A 16,608-nucleotide genomic window follows, 5' to 3' on the forward strand; every position below is an offset into this window, starting at 1 on the left:
GTCAGGAGTTAAATGACAAATGACAAATGACAAATGATTTTATGGATTTACTGTAATTTGAAGTGCGATAATACTAATGTATGATTTTGCAATTATAGGTGGGGGAATAGTTGGACTCTCGACAGCGTTGGCTTTAGGAAAACGCTACCCCAATGCCCGTATTTTAGTACTAGAAAAAGAGAAGCAATGGGCATTTCACCAAACTGGCAATAATAGCGGGGTAATTCATTCTGGTATTTACTACAAGCCAGGGAGTTTCAAAGCTAAATTTTGTCGTGATGGTTCTCGTTCAATGGTAGAATTCTGTCAAGAGCATGGAATCGACCATGAACTTTGTGGTAAGGTAATTGTTGCAACAGAAGAACAAGAGCTACCACGCTTAGAAAATCTCTACCAACGCGGCTTAGACAATGGCATAGAAGTCCAGAGAATCAGCCCTGAAGAAGTCAAGGAAATCGAACCTCATGTAAGATGTGTAGGTGGAATTCGGGTATCCTCAACTGGTATTGTTAATTACAAGCAAGTTTGTTTGAAATATGCCCAGCTAATTCAACAGCAGGGTGGAGATTTACACCTGAATACAAAAGTCCTGAAAATCTCTCCAAGTGGTAAAAATCAGGTACTGCAAACAAACAACGGTAACTTTGAAACCCGCTTTGTAATTAATTGTACTGGATTGCATAGCGATCGCACCGCCAAACTAGGCCAAGTTGAACCCCAAGCAAAAATTGTCCCATTCCGGGGAGAATACTACGAACTCACCCCAGAAAAACGCTATCTGGTCAAGACACTAATCTACCCAGTTCCCAATCCAGATTTTCCCTTCCTGGGTGTCCACTTTACCCGGATGATTGATGGTAGCGTCCATGCAGGGCCAAACGCGGTTCTATCGCTCAAACGCGAAGGTTACAAAAAAACCGACTTTGACTTACGAGATTTTCTAGAAGTCATCACCTATCCCGGTTTCTGGAAATTAGCAGCCAAACACGCTGATGAAGGCATCCAGGAAATCATTCGTTCCTTTAGTAAAGCAGCCTTCACCAGAAGTTTACAAAAACTAATTCCCGAAGTGCAAGCAGAAGACTTAGTTCCCACCCATGCAGGAGTCCGCGCTCAAGCCTTAATGAACGATGGCAAGCTTGTAGATGACTTTTTGATAGTTTCTGGTCAAAACTCCATTCATGTTTGCAATGCTCCTTCTCCTGCTGCCACATCTTCTCTAGAAATCGGCAAAGCGCTTGTGGCAGAAATTCCCCAACTTTCGCATCTAGAGAGTGTAGTAACTGCATAGATAGCATAGTTGTTATTTCCGGGACTGCTGAATTAAGGGATGAAGCTTGTATAGTGAGTATCTTTGTCTGCTTGGAAAGACAAGGGACAGGTAAGACACCCATCCCACAAGAAAAAAAATGTCATGCATCAATTAAGAACCAATACGGTTCAGTTAAGGCTAAAACTCTTTATCAAAGCCAATTTTTTTAACAAACCGCCTTTTCTACGAGAGGCTTCCGCCAACGCGCAGCGTCTGTCTGCGACACGCTGCGCGAACGTAGAGAAGGACGCAAAGGGCGCAAAGAAAAGGAAAAAATGCTTAACTGAACTGTATTAAATTAAGAACCGCTATAAAAGCCTGCAAAGGTTTTAGTAACTAGATAATGACTGTTAGCCGAGTCATCTAGGAGTTCTTGATTGAGTCGAATACAGACCTAACCCCGAACCCCTTCCTTACAAGGGAAGGGGAGTAAGATTCAAAGCCTCTCTCCTCTTAGGAGAGAGGTTTGGAGAGAGGTCAAGTTATTGCATACAAACGAAAAATATAGCGGTTTTCTTCTAAATAGATGCAACACACTCTAGGGCGTACATCTGTGCGTCCATGCTAAACGAAAAATTTAACTCATCAACACAATACAAAGGAATTAACCACAATGAAAATATTAGTAACTGGAACAGAAGGCTATCTAGGTTCGTTATTACCGCCTCTGTTAATCGAACGAGGACATGAAGTTATTGGTCTAGATACTGGTTTCTATAAAGTTGGTTGGCTGTACAACCCTAGTGGAGTAACACCCAAAACCCTAAATAAAGATATCCGCAACATCACTCCTGATGATTTAGAAGGTATTGAAGCCATAGTTCACATGGCGGAACTCTCCAACGACCCAGCCGGACAATTAGCACCCAATATTACCTATGAAATTAATCATGTAGGTTCAGTTCGTCTGGCTAGTTTGGCTAAGGCTATGGGTGTGCGTCGCTTCGTATATATGTCTTCGTGCAGTGTCTACGGTGTTGCTACCGCAGGTGATGTCACAGAAGAATCCGCAGTTAATCCTCAAACAGCCTACGCAGAATGCAAAACTCTCGTAGAAAGAGATGTCAGACCACTCGCTGACGATGACTTTTCTCCCACCTTTATGCGGAATGCGACAGCCTTTGGTGCTTCTCCTAGAATGCGCTTTGATATTGTTTTAAACAACTTAGCAGGGTTGGCATGGACAAGCAAAGAAATCAAAATGATTAGTGATGGCACACCTTGGCGGCCATTAGTCCACGCATTGGATATTTGCAAAGCAATAGTCTGCACCTTAGAAGCACCACGAGACATTGTACATAACCAAATCTTCAACGTGGGAGATACAGCGAATAACTATCGCGTTAAAGAAATCGCAGAAATTATTGCTGATGTTTTCCCAGATTGTAAATTATCCTTTGGTGACAACGGCGCAGATAACCGCAGCTATCGCGTATCTTTCGAGAAAATCAACACAATCCTACCCGGATTTAAATGTGATTGGAATGCCCGACTTGGTGCCCAGCAGCTATTTGATTTATTCAGTCAAATACACATGGCTGAAGATACTTTCTTGTTTAGAGGATTTACTCGCTTAAAACAGCTAGAGTATTTAATTCGGACAGAACAGATTGACAAAGATTTTTTCTGGAATAAAAAGTAGTTAAAGTCATCTAGCAGTAACGGACAAATAATCTAAGCTTCCGAATCAACACTATTTGATTCGGGCTTATTCCATTCATCAAACTATTTGAAAATCGTTATATGAATAAATTGCTGACTATCGCAATTCCTACATTCAATCGTGCCCATATTTTAGATAAACAACTTACTTGGTTAGCCAAATCTATTAAAGGGTTTGAGTCTGACTGTGAAATCTTTATTTCTGATAATTGTTCGACAGATCATACCCAACAGATTATTCAAAAGTGGCAGCTAATTCTTAGTAATGTCACATTTACCTCAAATAGGAATAGTGAAAATATCGGGGTCATGGGTAATATTGCTTGTTGCTTAAAAGCCCCAAATAGTAAATATATTTGGACAATCGGTGATGACGATCCAATTCAAGAGAGAACCCTAGATTATGTGTTAACAACACTAAAAACATATTCAGATTTAGCACTAATGTTTTTAAATTTTTCTGGTCGTCAAAAACGAACAGGTCAACTTGTTGTAGAACGCTGGTTAAATAGTGATAATGACGAACTAAAAGTTGATGGTAAAACTGTATTTCAAAGTTACCTGAATGAAAATTTTGGTGGTGTACTTTTTATATCAGCAGCAATTTATCGTACAAATTTAGTACAACGCGCTTTACAAAAATGGCCGTCTGCTACTAATAATTGGGCGTCTCAAGCATATTGGACTGCATTTTGCGCTGCTCATGGAAGTATCATCGTCACTAAAGACACTTATTTAGAATGTACTATGGGCGCTAGTCTTTTGGATCTTGATCCAACATGGAACTTTAGAATGCGATATGCGTACATACCTGAAGTTTATATAAAACTACTAAAGGTAGGATATCCTCATAAATTTTGTCAGGAAATGATTTGGCAGAATTTCCATCAAAAAACTGACTTGAAAATCCTATTAGGTGCTTTAAAACGTTGGCCTTTCTTGACAATCAAGATATTTATTCCTTACCTACGTTTGTTAAGTATATCAGCTTGGGCAATTCTTTTTCCACCCAAACAGCTAGAGACTAGCCTGTAACCATTAATATATCAATTTCTTAACTACTATTTATTACCATGCAGAAATTACTGACCATTGCTATACCGACTTATAATCGTGCTGAATTGCTAGATAAACAGTTAGCATGGCTAGCTCAAGCTATCAAAGGTTTTGAAGATGATTGTGAAATTTTAGTTTCTGATAATTGTTCAACAGACAATACTCAGGATGTGATTAAAAAATGGCAAATAATACTTAGCAGTATCCCATTTCAATCAAATAAAAATCCTCAGAATTTAGGTGTTGTCAAAAATATTATGTATTGCCTGAATTCGACGACAACAAAATATGTTTGGACAATTGGTGACGATGACCCAATTCAAGATAGAGCCATTACTTATGTGATTAGCAAACTTAAGCAATATGAAGATTTATCATTATTGTTTCTCAACTTTTCCGGTCGAAACCAAATTACTGGTGAACCAGTTCATCCACCAACAATTGTTGGTAATCGCTGGTTTGATATAGATAGTGAAGATGGTGATGGTGATGGTAAAGCTATATTTGAGCATTGTTTCTCAAAAAGTGTCGGTGCAGTCATTTTTCTGACTGCTACAATCTACCGCACTGATTTAGTGAAATGCGCTCTACAAAATTGGCAAGATGCTGAGAATAATTGGATATCTTTAGCATATTTAGCCGGGTATTGTGCTTCTAATGGTCGTGTAATTGTCACGAAAGAGATTTATTTGGAATGTGTTGTTGGTGTGAGTTATTGGCAGAAAGAACCAAAATCTGCACTGTTAATGCAATACAAACACATACCTGAAGTAATTTTGAAATTGGAGCAGAGTGGATATTCTAAGCAGTTTTGTCGGCGGATGCTTTTGCAAAACGGTAAAGAAGTCAACTTGAAAGTTTTCTTAGGTGCTTTAAGAAGATGGCCTATGTCTGCCATTAAGACAGTAGTCCCATTTTTAGCTTTAGTCAGTTTATGTGCTTTTGATGTGATGGTTTCTAAAGATTTTAGTTTAGCAGAATCAAGTGAAATACCTACTCAAGAAATGCGGAGCTATAAGCCATAAGCTACTAAATTACCGAACAATTAACATTAAAACTAGAAAGTATTTACTATATGCTTAGTGTAATTAAACGCAAAATATCTACGCTATCTTCTGACTTTCAATATTATGTAGCTCGTTGGAAGCATAGCAGAAATCTGCCAGCATTGGAAGGGCGCGATCGCCACATCCTGAAGGTTCTCAAAAAAGAGGGTGTTTGTGTCACAACACTAGCAGATTTAGGCTTCAACTCTAGCTCCGAACTGCTCAAAGCTGCTTACCATCAATTGTCTCAGATGGAAAATCCTAACAATGACCATCTAGATGAAAAGTTACCACAAATTTCCACAGTTACAGGTTTACCAGAATTTTATGCCTGGGGAATGGAGAAAAGACTTCTCAATCTGATCGAAAACTATATTGGTCTTCCTATTGCTTTTCATGGTGTACATTTACGTAAAGATTTCCCTAGCAAACATCAGTTTGGCACACTACTATGGCATGGCGATTCCGAAGACCGTCGCATTATCAAAATCTTTATTTACTTGAATGATGTCGAAGAAAAAACTGGGTCTTTTGAATATATTCCCCGCTCATTAACTTCCTTATTGAGTTGGAATTATTTTCGGCTTTACTACAAACTTTGGAAGTCAGGCTATAGGGGCATTGATGATGAAGAAGTGAAAACAGTTATCCCCAAATCAGCTTGGAAATCCTGCCCAGGCCCAGCAGGTACTGTCTTGATTGTAGAGGCGAAAAATACTTTGCATCACGGCACAGTTCGCACAGAAGAACGCTCAACACTATTCTTTTGTTACACCGCCAACCCTCCTGAAAGACCAGAACTCTGCACCCAATACTGGGATGATACTTATCCCAGAGCAGAGTTAAGGCAACAAATAGAAAATAGCCGATAGTCTCTTAAAGGTAGTCATGCCATGCTGATCAAGATTAAACGCAAAATATCTTCACTGGGATCTGAGTTAGTTTACAGATTAGCACTTTTAAAACATGCTACTAATTTGCCTGTACTAGAAGAAGGCGATCGCCAAATTCTTGACGATCTTAAATTTGATGGTATTCATATTACCACACTTGCTGAATTGGGATTCGATTCAACATCAGAATTGCTCAAGGCAGCTTCTAGTTATTCGTCCCAAATGGAATCTGTCAATAATAACGATTCAAATGAAAAATTTCCCCAAGTTTACACAGTTACATATTTACCTGAATTTGCTGCTTGGGGAAGCGAAAAAAGGCTCATAAACATCATTGAAAACTACATTGGTCTGCCGATCATTTTTCATGGTGTACATCTCCGCAAGGATTTTCCTAATAAAAATCAGTTTGGTACACAACTATGGCATAAAGATGCAGAAGATCGCCGCATGATCAAAATCATTATTTACTTAAATGATGTGGCAGAAAAGCACGGACCCTTTGAATATATTCCAGCCTCTTTAACCTCTTTGTTGAGATTAAACTATTACCGTACTTACTACAAGCTTTGGCAATCTGGTCACTTAGGGATCACAGATGAAGAACTAAATGAAATTATCCCGAAAGAGGCTTGGAAATCTTGTACAGGATCGGCAAGAACAGTCATTATTGTAGATCCTAAAAAAACCATACATCACGGTACATCACGTACTGAAGATAGGCTAACTCTATTCTCTTGCTACACTTCTACTTCTCCCGATCGTCCAGAAGTTTGTACTCAATATCGAGACGATACTTTTCCCCAGCCAAATTTAACTTAATCAGTCATTAACAGCGCAATATAGTTCAGTCAAAGCAAGCTACTTGTTAATCTAACAATCCACTCAATACTATTGTTGATGAGGTTTGTAACAAGTTAAGTTTTCAAAATTGCCAAGTTTTGTTGTCCTCAATATTCCTCTCGAGGTTATTCATTCATGATCTTCACTCAAACTGCACTCAAAGACGCATTCATCATTTATTTAGAAGAAAAGCCAGATCACCGTGGTTTTTTCGCTCGGTCTTTCTGCGCTCAAGAATTTGCAGCACACGGATTAAAGCCAACAGTTGCCCAATGTAACCTATCTTTTAATTACAAAAAAGGCACTATCCGGGGAATGCACTATCAAATTCTGCCAGCAGCAGAAACAAAATTAATTCGCTGTACTAAAGGCGCAATCTACGACGTAATTATTGATATGCGTCCTGAATCTCCTAGCTTTTTATCATACATTGGTGTAGAGCTAACCCCAGAAAATCGCCGTGCTTTGTATGTTCCAGAAATGTTTGCTCATGGCTATCAAGCACTTACTGATGAGACTGAAGTTGTATATCAAGTGGGTGAATTTTACACTCCAGGATATGAAAGAGGTTTACGCTATGACGACCCATTCTTTAACATTGATTGGCCTCTAGATGTGACTGAAATCTCCGAGAAAGATTTAAATTGGCCCTTGTTGAGAATGATGACTGTTGGCGGTACAGCTTCCAGATAACTATAGACTATTTCTCTGTGCCAGGTGTTTTTCGCACAACACACTGGCTCCTCTGTATGAGGTAAGGTACTTCCGAAAAATATACCATCGCTATAGAGGCAGAAGGAGGGAATATGCAAGAGCAAATCATACCAAAGAAAAGTTTGCCCAAGCCTACAGAAATGCTGTGAAGCAAATTATCAAAAATCATAGCCGGAAAAACAAACTGCTGTTATAGCATCTAGCAAGCAACCAGTTAGTAGCTATCATTAATGATAATTTCCATGAAAATGTACTTAATATTTAGCCGTAACGAATTATTAAGTGCAAAATTATCGAGAATTTGTAACACAACAAACAGTTCCAAAAAGGAGTTTAGTTCATGATTATTATCGATCGCGCCTTACAAGCCAGAGCAGCAGCAGGAAATCCTATCAAGGTGGGAATGATTGGTGCTGGTTTTATGGGTCGAGGAATTGCCAACCAAATTGTCAATTCAGTGCCAGGAATGGAGTTAGTTGCTATCTCCAATCGTCAGATTGGTGCAGCTAAACAAGCTTATTCGGAAGCAGGAATTGAAGATATTCAAGTTGTTGCAACTGTCAGCGAATTAGAAGATGCGATCGCTAACGGTAAATATGCAGTCACAGAAGACGCTAAGTTACTGTGTCGGGCCGATGGCATTGATGCATTAATCGAAGTCACAGGTGCAGTGGAATTTGGCGCTGGGATCGTCATGGAAGCGATCGCCCACCGCAAACATGTGATTATGATGAATGCTGAACTCGATGGCACTATTGGCCCCATCCTGAAAGTGTATGCCGACAAAGCAGGTGTGATTCTCAGCGCTTGTGATGGCGACCAGCCAGGGGTACAAATGAACCTTTATCGCTTTGTAAAAAGCATTGGTTTAACTCCCTTATTGTGCGGTAACATTAAAGGACTCCAAGACCCCTATCGCAATCCCACCACCCAGGAAGGATTTGCTAAACGTTGGGGTCAAAAGCCCCACATGGTAACTAGCTTCGCCGACGGAAGCAAAATTTCCTTCGAGCAAGCGATCGTTGCCAATGCCACAGGCATGAAAGTCGCCAAACGGGGAATGTTGGGATATGACTTCAGCGGTCATGTCGATGAAATGACCCAGTTATATGATGTTGAACAACTGAAAGAACTGGGCGGTATTGTCGATTATGTAGTTGGAGCAAAACCAGGCCCAGGCGTATATGTATTTGCCACTCACGACGACCCCAAGCAACGCCACTATCTCAACTTATATAAATTAGGCGAAGGCCCACTTTACAGCTTCTATACTCCTTATCACCTCTGTCATTTTGAAGTTCCCTTGTCCGTAGCGCGTGCTGTTTTATTTGGTGATGCCGTTATGTCTCCACTAGCAGGCCCGCTAGTAGATGTTGTCACCACTGCCAAAATCGACCTGAAAGCAGGAGAAACCTTAGATGGCATCGGCTACTACATGACCTACGGACAATGTGAAAATTCCGATATCGTCCAACAGCAAAATCTTCTACCAATGGGTTTAGCTGAAGGGTGCCGCCTCAAAAGAGATATTTCTAAAGATCAAGTCCTCACTTATGAGGATGTAGAATTACCTGAAGGCAGACTTTGCGACCAACTACGAACTGAGCAAAACACCTATTTCGCTCCAGAAAAAATCTTAGTAGCAGTTGGATAATATCGGTTCTCAAAACATTTGCCACAAATGAATTAGCTGTAGGGGCGTACAGCTGTACACCCCTAATACGGTTTAGATGAGATCCCCCCGCCTGCGGCGATCCCCTTAAAAAGGGGGTAAAGAATCAGAAAAAGCCCCCCTTTTTAAGGGGGGTTGGGGGGATCTCCGAGAACATATTTGTCGCCAGAATTTCATCAAGAGGATAGAAAGCTATACTGCGGGACACTAAAGTTGTTGATAGTAACTTGCTGGGGAGCGTTTCAACAAACTCGATCGAAACTTTAGGTCAAATTTCATGAAAATTGCTCTAGTCCATGATTATTTAACCCAGCGAGGTGGGGCAGAGCGTGTATTTGAACTGCTTTGTAAGCGCTATCCCGAAGCAGATATTTTCACCTCTTTGTACGATCCCCAAAAAACTATCGATCTAGGCGATCGCATTGTCAATACAACCTTCTTACAAAAGATTCCTGGTGCAGCAAAATATTTCAGGTCGATGGCTCCTCTATATTTCCCTGCCTTTCGTGCCTTGGATCTGCAAGACTACGATTTAATTATTAGTAGTAGCACTAGCTTCGCCAAAGCAGTGCGAAAAAATCCCAATGCCCACCACATTTGTTTTTGCCATAACGTTACCCGTTTCTTATGGGATACAGCAACTTATTTAAGAGAGTATGGGGACTATAGATATTTTGCTCCTTTAATCGAACAAGTATTTCAAGTCATGAGAAAGGTAGACCTGAAATATGCACAGGAGCCTGACCTTTACATTGCTAATTCTAGTGTTGTTGCCCGCCGGATTGAAAAGATTTATGGCAAAAAGGCAATGATGGTGAACTATCCAATTGATACTAGTAAATTTGTTTTTTCAGATATAAAAGATGAATATTATCTGGCCTCCGCCCGGATGATCGGTTATAAGCGACTTGATATAATAGTCGAAGCTTTTAATTGGTTGGGGTGGCGGCTATTAATATCTGGTGATGGGCCAGAACTAGGACGATTAAAATCCAAAGCATTACAAAATATTGTGTTCTTGGGACACGTAAGTGATAGAACCCGCAAAGACTTGTTTTCCAAAGCCAAGTCTATTATTGTCGCAGCCTTAGAAGATTACGGGTTAGTGCCAGTCGAGGCTAACGCTAGCGGTACACCAGTCATCGCTTATGGAGCAGGTGGAGTATTAGATACTCAAATTCCAGGTGAAACAGGAGTCTTTTTCAAAAGACAAACACCCGAATCTCTCCAAGTTGCATTACTAGAAGCCAACGGCATTTCTTGGGATTACGATCGCATCCGTAATCATGCAGTAGCAAACTTTTCAGAAAATGCCTTCTTTGGCAAGGTTGAGCAAATTATTAACCAAGCTTGTGGTGTGCATCAATTATTCATTTGATTTCTGAATCTCTTTCCACTATCAGATTACCTATTTATTTGATATCTCCTCATTGGCGGTTCGTAAAAAAATAGGTATTCTTCGGAATCTCTCTTAGCGTAAGTCTTGAAGACAAGGATATAAAAGTGGTTCAAACTAGTCTAAATCCTCATCTAGCTCCAGCTTCTGAAAGTGAACCAAGTTACGGACAAATGTTTGCCGTATTTGTGCGGAGATTTCCTTGGTTTTTAGCAGTATTAATTAGTTCTATTGCTATTGCCAGCATAGTAACTGTAAAGACAAAGCCTACTTATAAAAGTTCTATGCAACTGCTAGTAGAACCTAACTATCAAGGTAAAACGGAAGGTGGTGCGGGGGTAGACAATCAGTTTACTGACTCTAATGTGGTCATAGATACTGCAACCCAGCTTAACTTGATGCAAAGTTCGGGACTAATCCAAAAAGCAGTTGATAAACTTCAGTCTAATTATCCAGATATAACTTCAGCTGAAATTAAAGCTTCTTTGGTCTTAACTCAAATCAGGAGCAAAGAAGATAATGTCGCAACTAAAATCTTTCAAGTTGAATACACCGCTGGCGATCCTGAAAAGACCCAAAAAGTTCTGGATGCAATTCGACAAGTTTATCTGGAATATAACAAACAACAACAGAATTCGCGTTTACAAAAAGGTCTGCAAATTATCAGGGAACAATTAAGTAAAGCCAGTGAAGAAGTAAACGCATCTGAGACAAATTTACAAAGGTTTCGCAGAAATCAGAACTTAATCGATCCAGAATCACAAGCCAAAGCGATTGAAACAGCTTTGAACAATCTTTCTCAAGAACGACAGACAACTCGTGCTCAGTATGGGGAAGCTTTAGCACGCCAAAAATCTTTAGAAGAACAACTTAATCGTTCTCCCCAAAATGCTCTAGTTGCTTCTCGTTTGAGTCAATCTACTCGCTATCAAGGCTTACTAAACGAAATCCAAAAAAGCGAATTGGCACTAGCACAAGAACGCTTACGCTTTACAGATCAAACTCCGAGTGTGCAAAAGCTCAAAGAACAGCTTCAGGGCCAGAAGGAATTATTGCAACAAGAAGTAGGAAGAACTTTAGGCGAAAAGTCTGCTGGTGCGTTCACTTCTGGAGACTCTCTTCTCGAAAAAGGACAGCTGGGCCAAATCGATCTCAGCCTTGCTGGTCAGTTAGTAGAAACGCAGACAACTATAGTTGCTTTAACTGCTCGCGATCAAACTTTGGCCCAGAAAGAAAATGAGCTACGTTTGGAAATCAAACGCTTCCCGCCTCTGTTGGCTTATTACAATCGGATGCTACCGCAGTTGCAATTTAGCCGTGAAAGATTAGAGCAGCTTTTAAGAGCAGAACAACAATTACGGCAAGAACTTTCCAAGGGTGGATTTAATTGGGAAGTGGTAGAAGATCCTCAAAAAGGCGCAAAATTAGGCCCCAATCTCCAGCAGAATTTGCTATTAGGTGCTGTGGTTGGCTTAATGTTAGGAGGCATTGCTGCCTTTATTCGCGAATCGGCTGATGATGCAGTTCACACCACTGCTGAATTGGAGAAGCAAATGGCCATGCCGTTGTTGGGAACAACTCCCAAGTTACCGCCAGCTAAACCCAGAGAATCAATGATCAAGTTGCCTTTTGGCAAGCCAGAAGTTCTCGCTCCCTGGACGATTCAGGTATTGCAATCTCCACCGCGTTGGGAATCACTGGATCTGATTTACAAAAACATTGAACTTTTAAATACTGTTACTAATTTAAAATCTTTGATGATTACCTCGGCTTTAGCCGATGAGGGTAAATCAGCTTTGGCGTTGGGTTTGGCAATGAGTGCTGCTCGTTTACACAAAAGGGTACTGCTGATTGATGCCAACTTACGCGATCCCAGTTTGCACCACCAACTGAATCTTCCTAATGAGCAGGGGCTTTCAACTTTATTGGCGAGTGATACAACTCTACCCAACCAAATTAGTCTTCAATACTCAGGCTCTTCATACATCGATATTTTGACTGCTGGCCCCAAACCTGCCGACCCAGCTAATCTGTTGAGTTCCCCTCGGATGATCCAATTGATGGCAGCTTTTGAAGAAAACTATGATTTGGTACTCATAGATGCTCCTCCAGTTCTCGGCTTGGTGGATGCCATGCTTACCGCATCATCTTGTCGTAGCGTGGTTATGGTGGCAAGCATTGGTATTGTGACACGAAGTCAGCTTAATCAAGCGACAGCTATGCTGAGTAAGTTAAATCTGATTGGGGTTGTAGCTAATGGGGTATCAAACTCTAGTAGTAATTACGTACCTAATATCAAACAACAGCAATTAGCTCTACGTCAAGCTGTAGAAAAATAGCTACGTAATTCGTAATTACTGTTCCGTAAGGGTTTTAGACATTTTAAATGTTTGGCTTATTTACGCTGTGCTGTACTAGTACTGCTAGATGATAAATCCCCGACTTCCTGGAGCATCGATTCAGTAATCAAAAACCTAACCCCCCAGCCCCCTTCCCTACAAGGGAAGGAGGAGCTAAAGTCCCCTCTCCTGCGAGGAGAGGGGTAGGGGGAGAGGTTCTTCGAGGATTACTGAATTGGTGTTCTAGAGAAGTTGGGGATTTTGCGTTTCGCATTTATAATCAAAATTTAATTTTGTTGCTATCGGGAAGAATTCAGTATATTTATGCTATCTTTATGAGTTTTCGGAGAAATCACTGACTCTTTAAAGAATAAATAAAGAAGTTATTTGAGCGATCGCTATTTCTACATCGTCTTATATTCTAGAGATTAAAGCACCTTCATAAAGGCTAGAAGACAAGAGCAGACTGGTTTTTTAAATCTATCGAGACAATGAACACTTCAGCGTAATTAAACGTAGATATAGATTCATGGGTAATTTCTCTCTACACTTCTCTACTGTCAGTAGTTTCCGGAAAATCAAGATTTGCCCATGAATGTTAATAGTAGCGGTGATTGCTACCCATGTAATTAGTATCTGTCTAATTTGTAAATCTCTACACCAGCAGAATTTTACGCAATACGTGCTTGGCTGAGTGGCAAATACTATAGCATATTTTTGCCCTCAATTATCTCCAACTTTTTGGACTTACAACAAGATTCGGATTTGGGTCTTTGGCATTAATAGCCTTTGATAACGCCTCAGTAATTCACTCCTGTATAAACCCAAAGACATTATGACAACTTCAATAATTCCAACTCTAAATAATTTATATGATGTAACCCAGTCACACCAAGATAATCGTGGGTACTGTACACTCCAGTGGCGACGGGGTAAGCTGTTGGTGAAGCCCCTTGGACGAGTTAAACAACCATATCTGGCTTCATTAGATAATAAGCGATCGCTAGTAGAATGCTTACAACATTCTTCAGTAAGTTTGGTCAGCATAGATCCAAAATTGGGTGAGGCTTTGCTCAAATTTTGGGCAGATGCATGTGAAGCAGCTCAAAAACCAATATTCCTAAGCATACCCGCTGGCAAAAAACTTCCTAACCAACCCTTCAGACAATTGCAGCGAGCAATTGATTGGATTGCTGCTTTCGTATTGCTGCTATTAGTAAGTCCAGTCATTTTGGGATTGATTGTATTGATGCAGGTTTACTCGCCAGGGTCACTTTTTTGTCATGAATGGCGTGTTGGGGAACGGGGTAAACTCTTTCAAGCGATGAGCTTTTGCACCCACAATACCACACTGCTAGCGCGTTGGATGGGCAAATACAATCTCGACAATCTGCCACAGTTATTTAACGTGCTACGGGGTGACATGAGTTTAACCGGATCTCGTTGTTGGACTTTGGAAGATGCAGTACAGCTAAATAAATTATCAGAAATTACAGCTTCTTGGGAAGTAGAGGCACAGTCTCATCTATTACATCTGGATAGCCAAACCCTGTAATTTATCTGTGCGGTAATTGATGATTTCATCTACCGCACTGAAGCTCAAACAAAAATTGTTTACGTAGCATCTATAGAGTAATCCGGTTCTAGATAATTGGTTTTTCAAGACGCGATAAATCACATCTCTACATCAAGGTTTTGTTGCTAATTCTGAACTGTATCTATCTATAGATGTCTATCTACCTTGGCAAAATATTATGATAAAATCCATGAATTTCCAGCTTCCTCAACCACTCAGGAATCTGCTTAAAGCTAGCAGCTTTTGGCAGGAGAACTATTTGATATTGCGAGAATTTAAACACTTTCGCAAAATTGCGATTTTAGCTCTGATTTTCTCAATTTTGGCAGCGACCTTTGAAGGTGTAAGTATTGGTTTCTTACTTTCCTTTTTGCAAAGCTTAACTAGCCCCAATGCTCAACCTGTCCAAACAGGAATAGAATGGTTCGATCTTTGGATTTTGGGAGCCAAGACATCAGCAATTAATCGTTTATATCGCGTATCTTTGCTGATTTTATTGAGTACTTGGTTACGTGCCACCTTCAATTATTTTTCTCAAGTTTATACTGAATTATCTCAACTGCATCTTGCCGATCGCTTACGCAAGCAAATTTTTGAACAGTTACAATCTTTATCGCTAAGTTACTTTAGCAAAACTCGTTCTGGCGAACTAATTAACACAATTACCACAGAGATTGAAAGAATCAGACAAGGTTTTAGTGGCGGAGCTTTTTTAGTAACTAGAGGAATAACAACCTTTGTCTACTTAATATCAATGTTTTTGATATCATGGCAATTGACGATAATATCAGCATTGCTATTTACACTTTTAGGAGTGGGGTTGTCAAATCTGAATGCTAGAGTCAGAGAATCAAGTTTTGGTATGACAACTGCTAATGCTAATTTTACATCAACAGCCATAGAATTTATTAATGGTATTCGCACTGTTCATTCTTGTGGTACTCAAGAATTTGAGCGTCAGCGCTATTATAAAGCTAGCGATAAGGTAATCAGTAGTACAACAAAAGTTGTATTTACCTGGACACTTGTGAAGCCAATTGCCGAAGGGGTAGCGACTACAGTATTGATCGGAATGATTATTTTGGCATTCACTAGTCTTGTCACTAATGGAACGCTACAAGTTTCTTCTTTGCTAACCTTTTTCTTTGTACTATTTCGCTTTATCCCATTTGTTCAAGATATTAATGGTACGAGAGCATATCTTAGCACTTTACATGGTTCAGCAGACAATATTAAAAATCTGTTGACAAGTGATGAAAAATATTATTTTCAAAATGGCAGAGTTAAGTTTAAGGGATTAAACAGATCAATAGATTTAGTATCTGTGGATTTTGGCTATGATGATGAAAATCTAGTGCTGCATAATATTACCCTGACGATTGAAAAGGGAAAGATGACAGCGTTAGTCGGAGCATCTGGCGCTGGTAAAACAACCCTTGCTGATTTGATTCCCCGATTTTATAATGCTACAGATGGATATATTTACATTGATGAAATCGATATCCGGCAGTTTGAAATTAACTCTCTACGTCGCAAAATAGCTGTTGTCAGTCAAGATACTTTTATTTTCAATACTAATGTTTGGCAAAATATTTCTTACGGGACTCCAGAAGCGACGAATGAGGAAATTCAAGAAGCCGCTAAACTAGCAAATGCACTAGAATTTATTTTGGAAATGCCCGAAGGTTTTGATACCCAATTAGGAGATCGGGGTGTTAGGTTATCTGGAGGACAAAGACAGCGAATTGCTATTGCACGAGCTTTACTGCGGAACCCAGAAATTTTAATTTTGGATGAAGCAACTAGTGCCTTAGATTCGCTATCTGAGCGCTTAATTCAAGATTCATTAGAAAAGCTATCTGTTGGTAAAACAGTAATTGCGATCGCTCACCGTCTTTCTACTATTTCTAAGGCAGATAAAGTTGTAGTTTTAGAACAGGGACGGATAGTAGAGCAAGGTAAGTATCAAGAACTATTGGAGCTAAAAGGCAAGCTTTGGAAATATCATCAAATGCAGTATGAAGTAAGGCAGCCAGATTAGAAAATACATCCAACTACCAAAGTACTTACAACATATTCATCGGCTGTAAATCTCTACA

12 protein-coding genes are annotated in these 16,608 nt (G+C 40.0%); all 12 read left to right on the forward strand.

Going from position 1 to position 16,608, the window contains the following annotated elements; all coding sequences use genetic code 11:
* The first annotated feature begins 76 nt into the window (after positions 1-76).
* Entirely contained in the window at positions 77-1,291 is a 1,215-nt protein-coding gene (gene lhgO, locus V7K41_RS17650; protein WP_334850161.1) for an L-2-hydroxyglutarate oxidase, read from the forward strand.
* A gap of 634 nt (positions 1,292-1,925) precedes the next feature.
* Entirely contained in the window at positions 1,926-2,954 is a 1,029-nt protein-coding gene (locus tag V7K41_RS17655) for an NAD-dependent epimerase/dehydratase family protein (protein ID WP_334850163.1), read from the forward strand.
* 101 nt (positions 2,955-3,055) lie between these two features.
* Entirely contained in the window at positions 3,056-4,009 is a 954-nt protein-coding gene (locus V7K41_RS17660; protein ID WP_334850165.1) for a glycosyltransferase family 2 protein, read from the forward strand.
* A gap of 38 nt (positions 4,010-4,047) precedes the next feature.
* Positions 4,048-5,055, forward strand: a complete 1,008-nt coding sequence (locus tag V7K41_RS17665; protein WP_334850167.1) for a glycosyltransferase family 2 protein — start codon at positions 4,048-4,050, stop codon at positions 5,053-5,055.
* 50 nt (positions 5,056-5,105) lie between these two features.
* Entirely contained in the window at positions 5,106-5,948 is an 843-nt protein-coding gene (locus V7K41_RS17670) for a phytanoyl-CoA dioxygenase (RefSeq protein WP_334850169.1), read from the forward strand.
* Positions 5,949-5,969: 21 nt separating this feature from the next.
* Entirely contained in the window at positions 5,970-6,791 is an 822-nt protein-coding gene (locus V7K41_RS17675; protein ID WP_334850171.1) for a phytanoyl-CoA dioxygenase, read from the forward strand.
* Between the two features lie 156 nt (positions 6,792-6,947).
* Positions 6,948-7,505 carry a dTDP-4-dehydrorhamnose 3,5-epimerase gene (gene rfbC, locus V7K41_RS17680; RefSeq protein ID WP_334850173.1) on the forward strand — a complete coding sequence of 186 codons (558 nt, stop codon included), beginning with the start codon at positions 6,948-6,950 and terminating at the stop codon, positions 7,503-7,505.
* Positions 7,506-7,866: 361 nt separating this feature from the next.
* Positions 7,867-9,180, forward strand: a complete 1,314-nt coding sequence (locus tag V7K41_RS17685; protein WP_334850175.1) for an NAD(P)H-dependent oxidoreductase — start codon at positions 7,867-7,869, stop codon at positions 9,178-9,180.
* A 295-nt stretch (positions 9,181-9,475) separates the two neighbouring features.
* Positions 9,476-10,576 (forward strand): glycosyltransferase, encoded by a 1,101-nt coding sequence (locus tag V7K41_RS17690; RefSeq protein WP_334850176.1) that lies wholly within the window; start codon positions 9,476-9,478, stop codon positions 10,574-10,576.
* Between the two features lie 125 nt (positions 10,577-10,701).
* Positions 10,702-12,933, forward strand: coding sequence for a GumC family protein (locus tag V7K41_RS17695; protein ID WP_334850178.1), 2,232 nt, complete (start codon positions 10,702-10,704; stop codon positions 12,931-12,933).
* A gap of 835 nt (positions 12,934-13,768) precedes the next feature.
* Entirely contained in the window at positions 13,769-14,488 is a 720-nt protein-coding gene (gene hepC, locus V7K41_RS17700) for a heterocyst development glycosyltransferase HepC (RefSeq protein WP_334850180.1), read from the forward strand.
* Positions 14,489-14,699: 211 nt separating this feature from the next.
* Complete coding sequence (gene hepA / locus V7K41_RS17705; protein WP_334850182.1) at positions 14,700-16,550, forward strand: heterocyst formation ABC transporter subunit HepA; 1,851 nt, start codon at positions 14,700-14,702, stop codon at positions 16,548-16,550.
* Positions 16,551-16,608: the final 58 nt, after the last annotated feature.

This window comes from Nostoc sp. (assembly GCF_036917415.1).
In the GTDB taxonomy this organism is placed as follows: Bacteria; Cyanobacteriota; Cyanobacteriia; order Cyanobacteriales; family Nostocaceae; genus Nostoc.

What these genes read in the sequence shown, in the direction of transcription:
- lhgO (WP_334850161.1), top strand. Translation starts at nt 77, where the DNA reads ATGTATGATTTTGCAATTATAGGTGGGGGAATAGTTGGACTCTCGACA.
- V7K41_RS17655 (WP_334850163.1), top strand. Translation starts at nt 1,926, where the DNA reads ATGAAAATATTAGTAACTGGAACAGAAGGCTATCTAGGTTCGTTATTA.
- V7K41_RS17660 (WP_334850165.1), top strand. Translation starts at nt 3,056, where the DNA reads ATGAATAAATTGCTGACTATCGCAATTCCTACATTCAATCGTGCCCAT.
- V7K41_RS17665 (WP_334850167.1), top strand. Translation starts at nt 4,048, where the DNA reads ATGCAGAAATTACTGACCATTGCTATACCGACTTATAATCGTGCTGAA.
- V7K41_RS17670 (WP_334850169.1), top strand. Translation starts at nt 5,106, where the DNA reads ATGCTTAGTGTAATTAAACGCAAAATATCTACGCTATCTTCTGACTTT.
- V7K41_RS17675 (WP_334850171.1), top strand. Translation starts at nt 5,970, where the DNA reads ATGCTGATCAAGATTAAACGCAAAATATCTTCACTGGGATCTGAGTTA.
- rfbC (WP_334850173.1), top strand. Translation starts at nt 6,948, where the DNA reads ATGATCTTCACTCAAACTGCACTCAAAGACGCATTCATCATTTATTTA.
- V7K41_RS17685 (WP_334850175.1), top strand. Translation starts at nt 7,867, where the DNA reads ATGATTATTATCGATCGCGCCTTACAAGCCAGAGCAGCAGCAGGAAAT.
- V7K41_RS17690 (WP_334850176.1), top strand. Translation starts at nt 9,476, where the DNA reads ATGAAAATTGCTCTAGTCCATGATTATTTAACCCAGCGAGGTGGGGCA.
- hepC (WP_334850180.1), top strand. Translation starts at nt 13,769, where the DNA reads ATGACAACTTCAATAATTCCAACTCTAAATAATTTATATGATGTAACC.
- hepA (WP_334850182.1), top strand. Translation starts at nt 14,700, where the DNA reads ATGAATTTCCAGCTTCCTCAACCACTCAGGAATCTGCTTAAAGCTAGC.